The organism is Ruegeria sp. E1 (genome assembly GCF_056534225.1).
This window is the reverse complement of record NZ_JBQFPE010000009.1, coordinates 157,535-172,748: the sequence shown is the minus strand read 5'-3', so window position 1 is coordinate 172,748 and position 15,214 is coordinate 157,535. Positions and strand designations below refer to the sequence as shown.

At 63.0% G+C, this 15,214-nt stretch carries 15 protein-coding genes; all 15 read left to right on the top strand.

Annotated features, from left to right (window positions below):
• Positions 1–240: 240 nt before the first annotated feature.
• The 15 genes from ftsW to recN all read left to right on the top strand — a co-directional run bounded on the left by ftsW (position 241) and on the right by recN (position 15,196).
• A complete protein-coding gene (ftsW, locus tag ACR0FG_RS13425) occupies positions 241–1,404 on the top strand; it encodes a putative lipid II flippase FtsW (protein WP_170710229.1) in 1,164 nt (387 codons plus the stop codon).
• Entirely contained in the window at positions 1,404–2,495 is a 1,092-nt protein-coding gene (locus ACR0FG_RS13420) for a UDP-N-acetylglucosamine--N-acetylmuramyl-(pentapeptide) pyrophosphoryl-undecaprenol N-acetylglucosamine transferase (RefSeq protein ID WP_480893492.1), read from the top strand. Before ftsW ends, ACR0FG_RS13420 begins: the two co-directional genes overlap by 1 nt.
• A complete protein-coding gene (gene murC, locus ACR0FG_RS13415; RefSeq protein ID WP_170710227.1) occupies positions 2,492–3,898 on the top strand; it encodes a UDP-N-acetylmuramate--L-alanine ligase in 1,407 nt (468 codons plus the stop codon). Before ACR0FG_RS13420 ends, murC begins: the two co-directional genes overlap by 4 nt.
• A gap of 4 nt (positions 3,899–3,902) precedes the next feature.
• Positions 3,903–4,151 (top strand): DUF2484 family protein, encoded by a 249-nt coding sequence (locus tag ACR0FG_RS13410; RefSeq protein WP_170710226.1) that lies wholly within the window; start codon positions 3,903–3,905, stop codon positions 4,149–4,151.
• Positions 4,148–4,414 carry a DUF2484 family protein gene (locus ACR0FG_RS13405; protein ID WP_170710225.1) on the top strand — a complete coding sequence of 89 codons (267 nt, stop codon included), beginning with the start codon at positions 4,148–4,150 and terminating at the stop codon, positions 4,412–4,414. Before ACR0FG_RS13410 ends, ACR0FG_RS13405 begins: the two co-directional genes overlap by 4 nt.
• A gap of 23 nt (positions 4,415–4,437) precedes the next feature.
• Complete coding sequence (locus tag ACR0FG_RS13400; RefSeq protein WP_170710224.1) at positions 4,438–4,731, top strand: hypothetical protein; 294 nt, start codon at positions 4,438–4,440, stop codon at positions 4,729–4,731.
• Positions 4,728–5,651, top strand: a complete 924-nt coding sequence (gene murB / locus ACR0FG_RS13395) for a UDP-N-acetylmuramate dehydrogenase (protein WP_480893491.1) — start codon at positions 4,728–4,730, stop codon at positions 5,649–5,651. Before ACR0FG_RS13400 ends, murB begins: the two co-directional genes overlap by 4 nt.
• A gap of 112 nt (positions 5,652–5,763) precedes the next feature.
• Positions 5,764–6,681 carry a D-alanine--D-alanine ligase gene (locus tag ACR0FG_RS13390; RefSeq protein ID WP_480893490.1) on the top strand — a complete coding sequence of 306 codons (918 nt, stop codon included), beginning with the start codon at positions 5,764–5,766 and terminating at the stop codon, positions 6,679–6,681.
• Positions 6,669–7,673 (top strand): cell division protein FtsQ/DivIB, encoded by a 1,005-nt coding sequence (locus ACR0FG_RS13385; RefSeq protein WP_480893489.1) that lies wholly within the window; start codon positions 6,669–6,671, stop codon positions 7,671–7,673. The genes ACR0FG_RS13390 and ACR0FG_RS13385 overlap by 13 nt, the downstream gene beginning before the upstream one ends.
• Before the next feature lie 7 nt (positions 7,674–7,680).
• On the top strand, positions 7,681–9,015 hold the full coding sequence (ftsA, locus tag ACR0FG_RS13380) for a cell division protein FtsA (RefSeq protein WP_480893510.1): 1,335 nt from the start codon (positions 7,681–7,683) through the stop codon (positions 9,013–9,015).
• Positions 9,002–9,421 (top strand): hypothetical protein, encoded by a 420-nt coding sequence (locus ACR0FG_RS13375; protein ID WP_480893488.1) that lies wholly within the window; start codon positions 9,002–9,004, stop codon positions 9,419–9,421. The genes ftsA and ACR0FG_RS13375 overlap by 14 nt, the downstream gene beginning before the upstream one ends.
• A gap of 351 nt (positions 9,422–9,772) precedes the next feature.
• On the top strand, positions 9,773–11,386 hold the full coding sequence (ftsZ, locus tag ACR0FG_RS13370) for a cell division protein FtsZ (protein WP_480893487.1): 1,614 nt from the start codon (positions 9,773–9,775) through the stop codon (positions 11,384–11,386).
• Positions 11,387–11,600: 214 nt separating this feature from the next.
• Positions 11,601–12,521: a UDP-3-O-acyl-N-acetylglucosamine deacetylase gene (lpxC, locus tag ACR0FG_RS13365; protein ID WP_480893486.1), complete on the top strand. Its 921-nt coding sequence runs from the start codon at positions 11,601–11,603 to the stop codon at positions 12,519–12,521.
• 125 nt (positions 12,522–12,646) lie between these two features.
• Positions 12,647–13,510, top strand: a complete 864-nt coding sequence (locus tag ACR0FG_RS13360) for an outer membrane protein assembly factor BamD (RefSeq protein ID WP_170710218.1) — start codon at positions 12,647–12,649, stop codon at positions 13,508–13,510.
• Between the two features lie 36 nt (positions 13,511–13,546).
• The gene (gene recN / locus ACR0FG_RS13355; RefSeq protein WP_480893485.1) at positions 13,547–15,196 is read left to right on the top strand and encodes a DNA repair protein RecN; all 1,650 of its coding nucleotides are present in this window, start codon (positions 13,547–13,549) and stop codon (positions 15,194–15,196) included.
• The last annotated feature ends 18 nt before the right edge of the window (positions 15,197–15,214 follow it).

Below are 15,214 nucleotides of genomic sequence, written 5' to 3'. Positions count from 1 at the left end.
TATTGCACCTGATCCAACCTACGTCCGGCCCGATTAGCGGGCAGAGGCCAACCCATGTCAACCGGGCAGCAGGGCGTGCGACAGGGGCATTCGCCCGGTCGCGAAACTGCCGGGATGATCACCGATGGGCGAATTGCCCCGGCTTCCGTCATTCCGCTAGCCCAAACGCGAATTTCCCTGTAGACTCTCAATCAGATCCCGAAAACGGGGCGGTAACGAGGCAGATAGTGGCGGTATCTCATGACTGAGATGGTGTATGGCGCGGTCCAGGACCAGCGCGGTGAACCGATTCTTCCAAGGTGGTGGCGGACGATTGATCGCTGGACGATGTCCTGCGTTCTGATCCTGTTCGTCATCGGGCTGCTCTTGGGGCTGGCCTCGTCGCCGCCGCTGGCCGGGCGCAACGGGTTTGATCCGTTCCACTATGTCGAACGTCAGGCGATCTTTGGCGGGCTGGCGCTGGTTGCGATGCTGCTGACCTCGATGATGTCGCCCACGCTGGTGCGACGTCTGGCGGTGCTGGGCTTTCTGGCCTCGTTTGTGGCGCTGGTGTTTCTTCCGGTCTTTGGCACCGATTTCGGCAAAGGTGCCGTGCGCTGGTATTCGCTGGGCTTTGCCTCGCTGCAACCGTCCGAGTTTCTGAAACCCGGCTTTGTGGTCGTCGCCGCATGGCTGCTGGCCGCATCGCAGGAAATCAACGGCCCGCCGGGGCGGCTGTGGTCCTTTGCGCTGTGCATGGCGATTGTCGCGATGCTGGTGATGCAGCCCGATTTCGGGCAGGCCTGCCTGATCCTCTTTGGCTGGGGCGTTATGTATTTCGTCGCCGGGGCGCCCATGCTGCTGCTGGTCGGCATGGCCGGAGCTGTCGTTCTGGGCGGCATGTTCGCCTATTCCAATTCCGAACACTTCGCCCGCCGCATCGATGGCTTCCTCAATCAGGAACTCGACCCGACAACCCAGCTTGGCTACGCCACCAATGCCATCCGCGAGGGCGGCCTGTTCGGTGTCGGCGTGGGTGAGGGGCAGGTGAAATGGTCGCTGCCCGATGCGCATACGGATTTCATCATTGCAGTCGCGGCTGAGGAATACGGGTTGATCCTCGTCCTCATCATCATCGCGCTTTATTCTCTGATCGTCGTACGCTCATTGCTGCGGCTGATGCGCGAACGCGATATGTTCATCCGCTTGGCCGGAACCGGGCTGGCCTGCATGTTCGGTGTCCAAGCCATGATCAACATGGGCGTCGCCGTGCGCTTGCTGCCCGCCAAAGGCATGACGTTGCCCTTTGTCAGCTATGGCGGCTCGTCCCTGATCGCAGGCGGCATCGCCGTTGGCATGTTGCTGGCCTTCACCCGCTCGCGCCCCCAAGGCGAACTGGGCGACATTCTGCGTGGGCGAGGCTGATGCCGTATCTTCTGATCGCAGCGGGCGGCACCGGGGGGCATATGTTCCCAGCGCAGGCTTTGGCCGAGGCGATGTTGCACAAAGGCTGGCGCGTGCGCCTGTCCACCGACCCGCGCGGCGCGCGTTATACCGGGGCCTTCCCCGAAGGTGTCGAAATTGTCGAGGCCTCCTCGGCCACTTTCGCCCGTGGCGGTCTCGCCGCCAAACTGTTGGTCGGCCCCAAGATCGCCTCTGGCGTTACCGGGATGGCCGCGCAGATGATGCGCGACAAGCCGGACGTGGTGGTTGGATTTGGCGGCTATCCTTCGATCCCGGCGCTGGGTGCGGCGACGCTGCTGAAACTCCCGCGCATGATCCATGAACAGAACGGCGTTCTGGGTCGCGTGAACCAACTTTTTGCCACCCGCGTGGCTCAAGTGGCCTGCGGTGTCTGGCCCACGGACCTGCCCGACGGGGCCAAGGGCGTCCACACCGGCAACCCGGTCCGCGCCGCTGTGCTGGACCGCGCCGCAGCGCCCTATATCCCGCCCGGCGACTACCCGATGTCTGTCCTTGTAATGGGCGGCAGCCAAGGTGCGCGCATCCTCAGCGACATGGTGCCGGGGGCAATCGCGGCCCTGCCCGAATACCTGCGCGGCTTCATCCGCGTGTCGCATCAGGCCCGCGATGAGGATGGTGAACGGGTCAAGGCCTTCTACGCCGACCAAGGCATTCAGGCCGATGTGCAGCCTTTCTTCGATGATGTCCCCCGCCGCATGTCCGACGCGCAGCTGGTCATCAGCCGCTCGGGCGCGTCCAGCATCGCCGATATCTCGGTCATCGGCCGTCCTTCGATCCTGATCCCGCTGGCCACCGCAGCGGGCGACCACCAAACCGCCAACGCGCGTGGACTGGTGCAGGCCGGGGGCGCGATCATGATCCCCGAAAATGCGCTTGACGTTTCTGCGCTGACACAGCAAATCACCACGGTTCTCACCAACCCCGAAGCCGCACAGAAAATGGCCCATGCCGCGCTATCGGTCGGGGCCCCGGACGCGACCGAGCGTCTGGTGGCCCTTGTCGAACAACTGGCGCAGAAGGAGACCTCATGAATCCAGCAACCAAACTGCCGCAGGACGTTGGACCGATCCACTTTGTTGGCATCGGCGGGATCGGGATGTCGGGCATTGCCGAGGTGCTTTTGAACCTTGGCTATCAGGTGCAGGGCTCGGACCTGAAGGCATCAAAGATCACCGACCGTCTGGCCGCGCTGGGGGCCGAGATTTTTGAAGGACAGCGCGCCGAAAACCTGCAAAACGCTGCCGTGGTTGTCACATCGACCGCGATCAAACCGGGCAACCCGGAACTGGATCAGGCGCGTGCGCAAGGCCTGCCGGTTGTGCGTCGTGCCGACATGCTGGCCGAATTGATGCGCTTGCGTTCGAACATCGCGATTGCCGGAACCCACGGCAAGACCACCACAACCACGATGATGGCCGAGCTGATGGTCGCGGGTGATTTCGACCCCACCGTCATCAATGGCGGCATCATCCACGCCTATGGCTCGAACGCGCGTATGGGGCAGGGCGAATGGATGGTGGTCGAGGCCGATGAATCCGACGGTTCTTTCAACCGCCTGCCCGCCACCATCGCCATCGTCACCAATATCGACCCCGAGCATATGGAGCATTGGGGCGATTTCGACCAGCTGCGCGACGGGTTCCACGAATTCGTCTCGAACCTGCCCTTCTATGGCCTCGCCGTCTGCTGCACCGACCATGCCGAGGTTCAGGCGCTGGTTGGCCGCATCACCGACCGCCGCGTGCGCACCTATGGCTTCAACGCGCAGGCCGATGTGCGGGCCGAGAACCTGACCTACAAAGGCGGCGTCGCCCATTTCGACATTCACCTGCAATACGAGGACAAGGTGATCGAGGGTTGCACCCTGCCGATGCCCGGCGACCACAACGTCTCGAACGCGCTGAGCGCTGTGGCCGTGGCCCGTCATCTGGGCATGAAGGCCAGTGAAATCCGCGATGCACTGGCCAATTTCGGCGGCGTCAACCGCCGCTTCACCAAGGTCGGCGAAGTCAACGGGGTCACCATCATCGACGATTACGGCCACCACCCGGTTGAAATCGCCGCCGTCCTCAAGGCGGCGCGCCAAGCGACCGAGGGTCGGGTCATCGCTGTCCACCAACCGCACCGCTATTCCCGCCTGTCCGACCTGTTCGACGATTTCTGTACCTGCTTCAACGACGCCGACGTCGTCGCCATTGCCGAGGTTTTTGCCGCAGGCGAAGACCCCATCGAAGGCGCCGACCGCGATGCGCTGGTGCAGGGTCTGATCCGCCACGGCCACCGCCACGCGCGCGCCATTCTGGACGAAGGCGACCTTGCCCGGCTGGTGCGCGAACAGGCCCGCCCCGGCGACATGGTCGTCTGTCTGGGTGCCGGCACAATCAGCACATGGGCCAACGGCTTGCCCGACCGGCTGCTCGCCAAAGCGGGCTGAGCAGGTGGCGCTGTCGCTCATACTGGCCTGCCTCTGGGTTCTGGCCTCGACCGTGGTGGCGATGCTGCCCATGCGCCTGCAATTCCCGCCCGGCATCGTGCTATTCATCAGTGCCCCTGCGCTGATCGTGTTTCTCGGCTATGACTATGGCTGGTTCATCGGTCTGCTGGCACTCGCTGGCTTTGTCTCGATGTACCGCAATCCCATCCGCTATTACTGGCGCAAATGGACGGGCCGCGAGGTGCCGGAATGAGCTGGTCCATCGCGCTTGCCGGTCTCTGGGGTCTGGTCGCCAACGTGCTGGCGATGATCCCCAGCAAAGACAACCACTGGACCCGCGCCTATATCCTGATCGCCGCAGGCGTGCCGATACTGGGCTATGTCACCTACGAAAACGGGCCGTGGATCGGCCTGATCGTGCTGGCAGCAGGCATGTCCGTCCTGCGCTGGCCCGTGATTTATCTGACCCGTTGGACAAAGGCGAAAATGCAGGGCATGAAGGCGGCCAGAAAGTAACGGCCAGTCTCAGGAGGCCCCCCATGGTCGACATCGCAACCTTTGCCTATCTGCCGCTGATCTCCCTCGTGTTCGGGGCGCTTGCGGGCTTTGTTGCCGGACGCTGGATCGGGCTTCGGGGTCTGCTGTGGCTGATCGGGCTGACCTCGGTCGCCGCGCTGGTGCTGATCGTGATGCTGGCAGGTGTCGGAACCGGCGAAGAAGAACGGGCCTTTGGCCCCTTCGTCTGGCTGACCGGCGCGGTCCTGCCCTTCCTTTTTGCTGCCATCATGGGCGGCGTCGGCGGGCGGGGTCTGGCGGCAAGGGCAGGCGAATGAGCACCCTGCCCACTGTCAGGGGCCGCCTGACCAGGGCGCGCCCGCTCAACGACCTCACATGGCTGCGTGTGGGCGGTCCGGCGGATTACCTGTTCCAACCCGCCGATGCGCAAGACCTGCAATCCTTCCTGCGCGATCTGCCCTCAGATACCCCGGTTTTCCCCATGGGCGTCGGATCGAACCTGATCGTCCGCGACGGAGGGCTGCGCGCGGTGGTGATCCGGTTGGGGCGCGGGTTCAACACGATCTCGATCGACGGCACCACCGTCACCGCCGGGGCCGCCGCGCTGGACGCGCATGTGGCGCGCAAAGCCGCGGATGCAGGCGTTGATCTGACCTTCCTGCGCACCATCCCCGGCTCCATCGGCGGCGCGGTGCGAATGAACGCAGGCTGCTACGGCAGCTACACCGCAGACGTTCTGCAAAAGGCCACAATCGTCACACGAGGCGGAGAGATCAAAGACCTCTCACCCCAAGACCTCAACTTCCGCTATCGCCAGTCCGACCTGGCTGAGGGCGCGGTGCTTATCTCGGCCACGTTCCAAGGCCCCAAAGGTGACCCCGCCGCGCTACACGCCCGCATGGAAGCGCAGCTCAAAAAACGCGACGAGACCCAGCCCACCAAAGATCGCAGCGCCGGTTCGACCTTCCGCAACCCCGCCGGGTTCTCCTCGACCGGCAAGGCGGATGACGTCCATGACCTCAAGGCGTGGAAGGTGATCGACGACGCCGGAATGCGCGGTGCCACGCTTGGCGGCGCGCAGATGAGCCCCAAGCACTCGAATTTCCTGATCAACACCGGCGACGCCACCGCCGCAGACCTCGAAGGTCTGGGCGAAGAGGTCAGAAAAAAGGTTTACGAAACAAGTGGCATCACGCTAGAATGGGAAATCATGCGGATCGGTGATCCGCTGGAATAATAAAGCCCCAACCGTCAGACCATAATCAGGCAATTAACGGCGACGGATCAAAGGCATAAACGCAGTACGGACCACCACATAAGGTCCGGGGACATTGAGGCGCACATTGGGTATGTCGAGCAGGACAAACCCCAAAGTGGCGGTATTGATGGGCGGCCCCTCGGCGGAACGCGAGGTGTCTCTCAGCTCTGGGCGCGAATGCGCAGCCGCCCTTAGGGGAGAAGGCTTTGAAGTGGTCGAGCTGGACGCAGGTCCCGACCTCTATGCGCGCCTTTTGGACATCAAACCGGATGTGGTCTTCAACGCCCTGCATGGCCGCTGGGGCGAGGATGGCTGTGTGCAGGGTCTGCTGGAATGGATGCGCATCCCATACACACATTCCGGCGTTCTGTCCTCGGCCCTTGCGATGGACAAGCAGCGCAGCAAGGAAATCTACCAGACCGAGGGCCTGCCCATCGTGCCCAGCGTCATCGTGCCCAAGATCGAGGTGATCGAGGTGCACGTGATGGAACCGCCCTACGTGGCCAAGCCCAACAACGAAGGCTCCAGCGTCGGCATCTACATCGTCCACGAAAACGCCAACGGTCCGCCTCAACTGGACGAGGATATGCCCGAACACATCATGGTCGAGAAATACGTCGCAGGCCGCGAACTGACCGTGACCGTGATGGGCGACCGCGCCCTGACCGTGACCGAGATCATGACCGATGGCGGCTGGTACGACTATGACGCCAAGTACAAGCCCGGCGGCTCGTGGCATGTGCTGCCTGCCGACATCCCGCAGGATATCTTTGACCGCTGCATGGAGTATGCGGTGAAGGCCCATAATGCGCTGGGCTGTCGGGGTGTGACCCGCACCGACTATCGCTGGGATGACAGTATGGGCGCAGATGGTCTGTTCCTGCTGGAGACCAACACCCAACCGGGCATGACCCCGACCTCGCTGGTGCCCGAACAGGCCGAACATTGCGGCATGACCTTCGGCCAGCTTTGCGCCTGGATGGTGGAGGACGCCTCATGCGACCGCTGACCGCCACCCGTGCGCCGGTGATCCACCGGACCAAACCCCTTGCCGGGCCGGATGCCGATTTCGCCTCTGCCCCGCGCCCTGAAACCAAACCCGAACCCAAACTGCGCCTTCGCGGTACGCGCCTGTTTGGCCGCACGCAGGGGGCCGATCCAGCGCCCTCGCGCCTCAGCTATCGCTTTCAACGCTGGATGCTCACCCCCGGTATCCGGCGCGGGCTCAAGATCGGCCTGCCGATCCTTGCGGTTGTCGGTGCGGTGGGCGGCTATTTCGCCTCGGAAGACCGGCGCGAGGCCGTCAGCGCCTATGTCGCCGGTATCAAGACCTCGATTCAGGAACGGCCCGAATTCATGGTCAACCTGATGGCCATCGACGGCGCAGGCACCACCCTGTCCGAGGATATCCGCGAAGTTGTGCCTCTGGATTTCCCGCTTAGCTCGTGGGATCTGGATGTGGAACTGATCCGCGACACGATCACCGGCCTGGACCCGGTCAAATCCGCCACCGTGCGCATTCGTCCGGGTGGCATCCTGCAGGTGGATGTTGTTGAACGTCAGCCCGTTATTGTCTGGCGCAACCGCGACGGCATCGAGTTGCTGGACGAAACCGGCGCACATGTGGACCAGATTGCCGCCCGCGCCGACCACGCCGATCTGCCGCTGATCGCGGGCAAGGGCGCGCATCAACACGTCCCCGAAGCGCTGGAAATCCTGACCACCGCCCGCAGCCTTGGCAACCGGGTGCGCGGCCTGGTCCGTGTCGGTGAACGGCGCTGGGATCTGGTGCTGGACCGCAACCAGCGCATCATGTTGCCGACCGAACGCCCAGTGCGCGCACTGGAACGCGTGCTGGCGGTGAATGAGGTGCAAGACCTGCTGGAACGCGACGTGGCGGCAGTGGATATGCGCCTCGGCCAGCGACCCACAGTGAGAATGAACAAAACCGCCAGCGACATCTGGTGGAACACAAAAGTTACAACAAGTGACGGGCAGTAAGACCATGATGACCGATCTGTATCAGTCCCAACGCGCCATGCGGCAAATGCGCAGACAGGCCATGCAACGGGGCGTTGTCGCCATTCTCGATGTAGGCAGTTCCAAGATCGCCTGCCTCGTCCTGCGCTTTGACGGCACCGGTCGCCTGTCCGAGGATAACTCGATCGGCTCGATGGCTGGGCAAACCGGCTTCCGCGTGATTGGCGCGGCCACCACCCGCTCGCGCGGGGTGCAGTTTGGCGAAGTCACCGCGATGCAGGAAACCGAACGCGCCATTCGCACCGCGCTGCAGGCGGCGCAAAAGATGGCCGACATTCGCGTCGATCACGTCATCGCCTGTTTCTCGGGTGCCAACCCACGCTCTTACGGTCTGGACGCGCAGGTCGATCTGGAGGGCCAGCTTGTGACCGAGGCCGAGGTCGGCCGCGTTCTGAACGCCTGCGACGTGCCGGACTATGGCGCAGGGCGCGAGGTGCTGCACGCGCAACCGGTGAACTTTGCGCTGGACAACCGCTCGGGCCTGATCGATCCGCGCGGGCAGTTGGGGCAAAGCCTCGCCGTCGATATGCACATGCTGACGGTCGATGCCGTGGCAATCCAGAACATCGTGCGTTGCATCAAGCGGTGCGACCTTGAATTGGCAGGCATCGCCAACTCGGCCTATGTCTCCGGCATCTCGGCGCTGGTCGAGGATGAACAGGAACTGGGTGCGGCCTGTATCGATATGGGCGGCGGCACCACCAGCGTGTCGATCTTCATGAAGAAACACATGATCTACGCCGATTGCGTCAAGATGGGCGGCGACCATGTGACGGCAGACATTTCCATGGGCCTTGGCGTTCCCGCAGCCGTGGCTGAACGGATCAAGACCTTCAACGGCGGCGTCCACGCCACCGGGGCCGACGACCGCGACCTGATCGACATTGGTGGCGACACCGGCGATTGGGAACACGACCGCCGCACCGTCAGCCGCGCCGAATTGATCGGCATCATGCGTCCGCGCGTCGAGGAAATCCTCGAAGAGGTCCGCACCCGTCTGGATGCTGCAGGCTTTGACCACCTGCCCAGCCAGCAGATCGTGTTGACCGGCGGCGGCAGTCAGATCATGGGGCTCGATGGTCTCGCCACCCGCATTCTGGGCCAGCGCGTGCGCCTTGGCCGTCCGCTGCGTGTGCACGGCCTGCCGCAATCCGCCACCGGCCCGGGCTTTTCGTCCGCCGTGGGCCTCAGCCTGTTCGCGGCGCATCCGCAGGATGAATGGTGGGATTTCGAAATTCCGGTCGATACCTATTCGGCGCGGCCCTTCAAACGCGCCGTGCGCTGGTTCCGTGACAATTGGTAAAGCCCTGCGCCGGATCGCCTTTTGCGCGGCCCTCTGGCCCGTCATGGCTCCGGCGCAAACCCTGATTTCTCCGGACGCGTTTCTGGAGGCCGTGGTCGGCAAAACCATCACCTTCCACGAAATCCGCAGCGGTATGCTGGTCGGCACCGAACAATTCCTCAGCCCCACCCTCTCGGTCTGGCGGATGGAGGGGCGGGGCTGCGTCTATGGTCGGATCACCACGCACAATGGTCAGATATGTTTCCTCTATGACGACGCGCCAGATGGGCTGCCGGTCTGCTGGTGGCCCTTCCTGCACAATGACCGCCTGATGGTGCGGCTGGCCCGATTCACCCGCAGCGAAACGCAAGAGGTCCGCAGCATCACCAAAGACAGCCTGAACTGTCCGGGCGCCCCAATAAGCTAGAAATTTGGGTTGCGTGCAGGGGATTTATCCCTAAAACTATCCACAAGGCCCGGCAGAGGCCCAGCGGCAGGACCCGAGCAGTTTTCCCGCGTCAAGAACAAGTGATCAACCGGTTAACGCGTCCCGTTTGCAAGGACGCGCTCTTTTGGCGCGTAGTGCCGCATGAGCCTTCTGCCGCAACATATGGCGATGGCAGCGAAATACCGCTGTTTGCTGCCATATTTCCTCCATATTTTGTGGATTCTTGCGATTTTTCTGGTGACGTTTCCGAAATGACACAGTAAAATAATCCGTGGATAGGTCAGAAAAACACCGCATTGCGCGGCAACATATAAAACAGGCGGACAGAGCATGACATTGAATCTTTCGATGCCCGGGCATGATGAATTAAAGCCACGGATTACGGTATTTGGCGTCGGCGGCGCGGGCGGAAACGCTGTCGACAACATGATTGCAAAACAACTGGACGGGGTTGAGTTCGTGGTTGCGAACACCGACGCGCAGGCGCTGCAGCAAAGCAGCTCGTCCGCGCGGGTTCAGCTGGGCGTCAAAGTGACCGAAGGTCTGGGTGCAGGGGCACGCCCGACCGTAGGTGCAGCGGCTGCCGAAGAAAGCATCGAACAGATTGTCGACCATCTGGCAGGCGCGCATATGTGCTTTATCACCGCCGGCATGGGCGGCGGCACCGGCACCGGGGCTGCTCCGATCATCGCGCAAGCCGCACGGGAACTGGGCGTGCTGACCGTTGGCGTCGTTACCAAACCCTTCCAGTTCGAAGGGGCCAAGCGGATGCGTCAGGCCGAAGATGGCGTTGATGCCCTGCAAAAGGTCGTCGACACGCTGATCATAATCCCGAACCAGAACCTGTTCCGTCTGGCCAACGAAAAAACCACGTTTACCGAGGCGTTCTCGATGGCCGACGACGTGCTCTATCAGGGCGTCAAGGGCGTGACTGACCTGATGGTGCGTCCGGGCCTGATCAACCTCGACTTTGCCGATGTCCGCGCCGTGATGGACGAAATGGGCAAGGCCATGATGGGCACCGGCGAAGCCACCGGCGAAGACCGCGCCATTCAGGCGGCTGAGAAAGCCATCGCCAACCCGCTGCTGGACGAAATCAGCCTCAAGGGTGCCAAGGGTGTGCTGATCAACATCACCGGTTCGCATGACCTGACCCTGTTCGAATTGGACGAGGCGGCCAACCGTATCCGCGAAGAGGTTGACCCCGAGGCGAACATCATCGTCGGCTCGACCCTCGACACCGATATGGAAGGCGGTATGCGCGTGTCCGTCGTGGCCACCGGCATCGACGCCACCGAAAAGACCGAGGATGCCCCGGTTGCACGCCGTTCCATGTCGGCACCGCTGACCCGCACCGTTTCGGCGGAAGAACCGGCCCCCGAACAGGTCGCCGCGGACGAGGCCCCCGCTGCGGACGACACAAACATCGCCCCCACCCTGTTTGAATCGATCGAGGATGTAGAGCTGAAGGAAGGCTGGCACGAAGAGCCCGCCGCGCAGGATGACGATGGCCTGCCGCCGCCCGCCTATCAGCCGCAAGTTGCCCAGTTCGAGCCGCAGCCTGAACAGGAAGAACCGGCAGACTCCTATACCACATCGCGTGCCCCGGCCCCCGGCACACCGTCGCCCGAGGCGATGCAGCGGCTGCAGGCTGCGGTTCAGAAAGTGCCCTCGAACAGCCAGCGGATGCATGTCTCGCGGGTGCAGGACACGCCCCGCGAACCAGCCCCGCAACCGCAGCCCGCGGCCGAGGATCGCCCGCGTTTCGGCTTTAACCGGCTGATCGACCGGATGACCGGCCATGCGGCGGATACGCCCGCGCAGCCACAGCGCCAGCAGCCCGCAATGCGCGCCTCTGACGCTACGGCACCTGCCCATGAAGAGGCCGATCCGGATCAGGACCGTATCGAAATTCCCGCCTTCCTGAGGCGTCAAGCCAATTGATGGCGGTAACAAAATCAAGACAAAGGGCCGCCATCTGGCGGCTCTTTTTTGTTTGAAAACAATCGCTAAACCGGCTGTAAGCAGGGTTTTGCCGATCTGTCACATTCATGTTTCAATCAGTTGCAAAGAGTGAGTTGAGCCAAAGCGCCCGCTTCCTTAGTTGAATGTCCAACACAGCCGCACTCAGGCTGGACACCGCTCGCTGAGGTTCGATTTGCAACATACGCTCAAATCTTCGGTCACATTCACAGGCACCGGGCTGCACGGTGGCAAGCCCGCAACCATGGTTCTGAAACCTGCTGCGGCGGGCCACGGGATCTGGTTCAAGCGGACCGATATCGAATTGGGCAATGCACTGATCCCGGCTATCTATGACGTGGTTGAACGCACCCCGCTGTGCACCCGTCTGATCAACGACGCAGGCGTCTCCGTTTCTACTGTCGAGCATATCATGGCCGCCATCGCAGGCTGCGGCATTCACAATGCGCTGATTGAAATCGATGGTCCCGAGATTCCGATCATGGACGGCTCGTCCGTTGAATTCGTGCGTGGCATCATGGCCAAGGGCGTGCGCCGTCAGGCCAGCCCGGTTCTGGCCTATGAGGTACTGAAAGAGGTTTCGGTTTCCCGCGAAGGCGCCAGCGCCTCGATCGCGCCTGCGGATGGGCTCAAGATCGAATTCCACATCGATTTCGAAGACGACGCCATCGGCGACCAGACCAAGGTTCTGGACATGTGCAACGGATCCTTCGCGCGCGAGCTGTGCGACAGCCGCACCTTCTGCCGCCGCACCGACGTCGAAGCCATGTGGGAGGCCGGATTGGCCCTTGGCGGTACCCTGGAAAACGCCGTTGTTGTTCAGGGCTCCGAGGTTCTCACCCCCGGTGGCTTCCGCCACGCGGATGAGGCGGTGCGCCACAAGATGCTGGATGCGCTGGGTGACCTCTATCTGGCAGGCGGTCCGATTCTGGGTCACTTCACCGGTGACAAGTCGGGCCATTCGATGACCAACACCCTGCTGCGCAAACTGTTCGAAACGCCGGGTGCCGTGCGCCCCGTTCTGTGCACGCCGGAACAGGCCGCGCGCCTGCCGGGGCAGGGCCTTGTGCGCAGCGAAATTCCGCAGGTCGCCTGACCCGATCAACTCTGACGACATTTCCGACAGAGGGCGCATAAGGCGTTTTGCACCGGAATTTTATGTGCTAGACCATGGCCGGTGCAGGGTGATCCCCGCAGAGTATGACGACAAGGATGTGCGGTATGGTTGGCAGCAAGGCGGCAGTCAGGTTCGCAGGCGCGATTCTTCTGGCAGCAGTTTTGACGGCATGTGGCAACGCAGGGGGCCTTTTCGGCAAGAAAGGCGCGGACCGTTCGCAGAATCTGGAAGGCTATACGCCCGAACAGATCTACACGCGCGGCGAATTCGAACTGTCGCAGAATCGCTCGGACGATGCCGCGTGGTATTTCTCCGAGGTTGAACGCCTTTATCCCTATTCCGACTGGGCCAAACGCGCCCTGATCATGCAGGCGTTCTCGTTCCATACCGACAAGAATTACGAAGAAAGCCGCGCCGCCGCGCAGCGCTATATCGACTTCTATCCAACGGATGAAGACGCGGCCTATGCCCAGTATCTACTGGCGCTCAGCTATTACGACCAGATTGACGAGGTCGGACGTGATCAGGGCCTGACCTTTCAGGCGCTGCAATCCCTGCGTACCGTGATCGAGGTCTATCCCGACAGTGAATACGCTACCTCGGCCGTGCTGAAATTCGATCTGGCCTTCGACCATCTGGCGGGCAAGGAAATGGAGATCGGGCGTTATTACCTGCGTCAGGATCATTACACCGCGGCCATCAACCGCTTTCGCGTCGTGGTCGAAGATTTCCAGACCACATCCCACACCGCCGAGGCGCTCTATCGTCTGATCGAGGCGTATCTGTCGCTGGGTCTGATTGACGAAGCGCAGTCTGCCGGGGCCATCCTTGGGTACAACTATCAGTCGTCTGAATGGTATGATGCAGGCTACAAGCTGCTGACATCACGCGGGCTTGACCTCAAGAGCCGTGGCAACAACTGGCTCAGCCAGATCTACCGCCAGACCATCAAGGGTGAGTGGTTGTAACTGCCATGGCTGAGGCCGAGGGACGCTAAAGACCCGATGCTGCGCGCCCTTGATATCCGCGACATGCTGATCATCGACCGGCTGGAACTGACGTTTCAACCGGGTTTGAACGCGTTGACCGGCGAAACCGGCGCGGGCAAGTCGATCCTGCTGGATTCGCTGGGCTTTGTGCTGGGCTGGCGCGGACGCGCCGAACTGGTCCGTCAGGGCGCCGCGCAGGGCGAAGTTGTGGCCGAGTTCGAACTGCCCGAAAACCACCCCGCCCATTCCGTTCTGGCCGAGGCTGGTCTGCCCGGTGGCGAAGACCTGATCCTGCGACGCATCAACACCGCCGAGGGGCGCAAGACCGCATGGGTCAATGACCGCCGCTGTTCCGGCGAAGTGCTGCGCTCGCTGTCGGAAACCCTGATCGAACTGCACGGCCAGCACGATGATCGCGGCCTGCTGAACCCGCGCGGCCACCGCGCCATGCTGGACGCTTATGCCGGGGCAGGGGACCATCTGACCACCGTCCGCACCGCTTGGTCCGACATGTCCCGCGCACGCAAGGCACTGGCCGAGACCGAGGCCATGCTGGCTACCATGCGCGCCGAAGAAGAATTCCTGCGCCATTCGGTGGGCGAACTCGACCAGCTGGACCCGCAACCGGGCGAGGATGCCGACCTGGATGCCCGCCGCCGCATGATGCAGGGGGCCGAGCGTATCCGCGACGACGTGGCCCGCGCCTATGCCCTGCTGGGCGGTGACGGGGCCGAAGGCGCGATGGCCGATGCCGTGCGCTGGCTCGAAGGCGTCTCGGACAATGCCAGCGGTCAGCTTGAGGAACCGATTGCTGCCCTGGGCCGCGCCCTGATCGAATTGGGCGAGGCGCAGGACGGCGTCAACACCTGCCTGCAGGCGCTCGACTTCAATCCGGCGGAACTGGAACAGGCCGAGGAACGCCTGTTCGCCATCCGCGCACTGGCCCGCAAACACGACGTTGCCCCCGACGATCTGGGCACGTTTGCCGACACCTTGCGCGACCGCCTGAACCGGCTGGATGCTGGCGACGCCGACCTCAGCGACAAACGCGCCGCCGTCGACGCAGCGCAGGCCGCCTATGACAAAGCGGCTAGCGCCCTCAGCGCCGCGCGCCAAACAGCGGCCAGCGCGCTGGACCAAGCGGTCATGGCAGAACTCGCGCCCCTGAAAATGGAACGCGCCGTGTTTCAAACCGAAATCATCCCCGCTGATCCCGGCCCCGAAGGCACCGACGCGGTGGCCTTCACCGTCGCCACCAACCCCGGCGCGCCCTCTGGCCCGCTGAACAAGATCGCCTCGGGCGGCGAACTCAGTCGCTTTCTTCTGGCCCTCAAGGTCTGCCTGACCGGCGACGACAGCGCCCGCACCATGATCTTTGACGAGATTGACCGGGGCGTCGGCGGGGCAACCGCCGATGCGGTTGGCCGCCGTCTGGCGTCGCTGGCGCAGGGCGGGCAGGTGCTGGTGGTCACACATTCCCCGCAGGTCGCCGCCCGCGCCGCACATCACTGGCGGGTGCAGAAACGGGTGACGGGCGATCAGACCCTGTCCACCGTCATCCCGCTGGCCGAACCCGACCGCGTCGATGAAATCGCCCGCATGGTCGCAGGCGACACCATCACGGATCAGGCCCGCGCCGCCGCCCGTGCCCTTTTGCAGGCCTGAGCCCCTTCTGCCGCATTC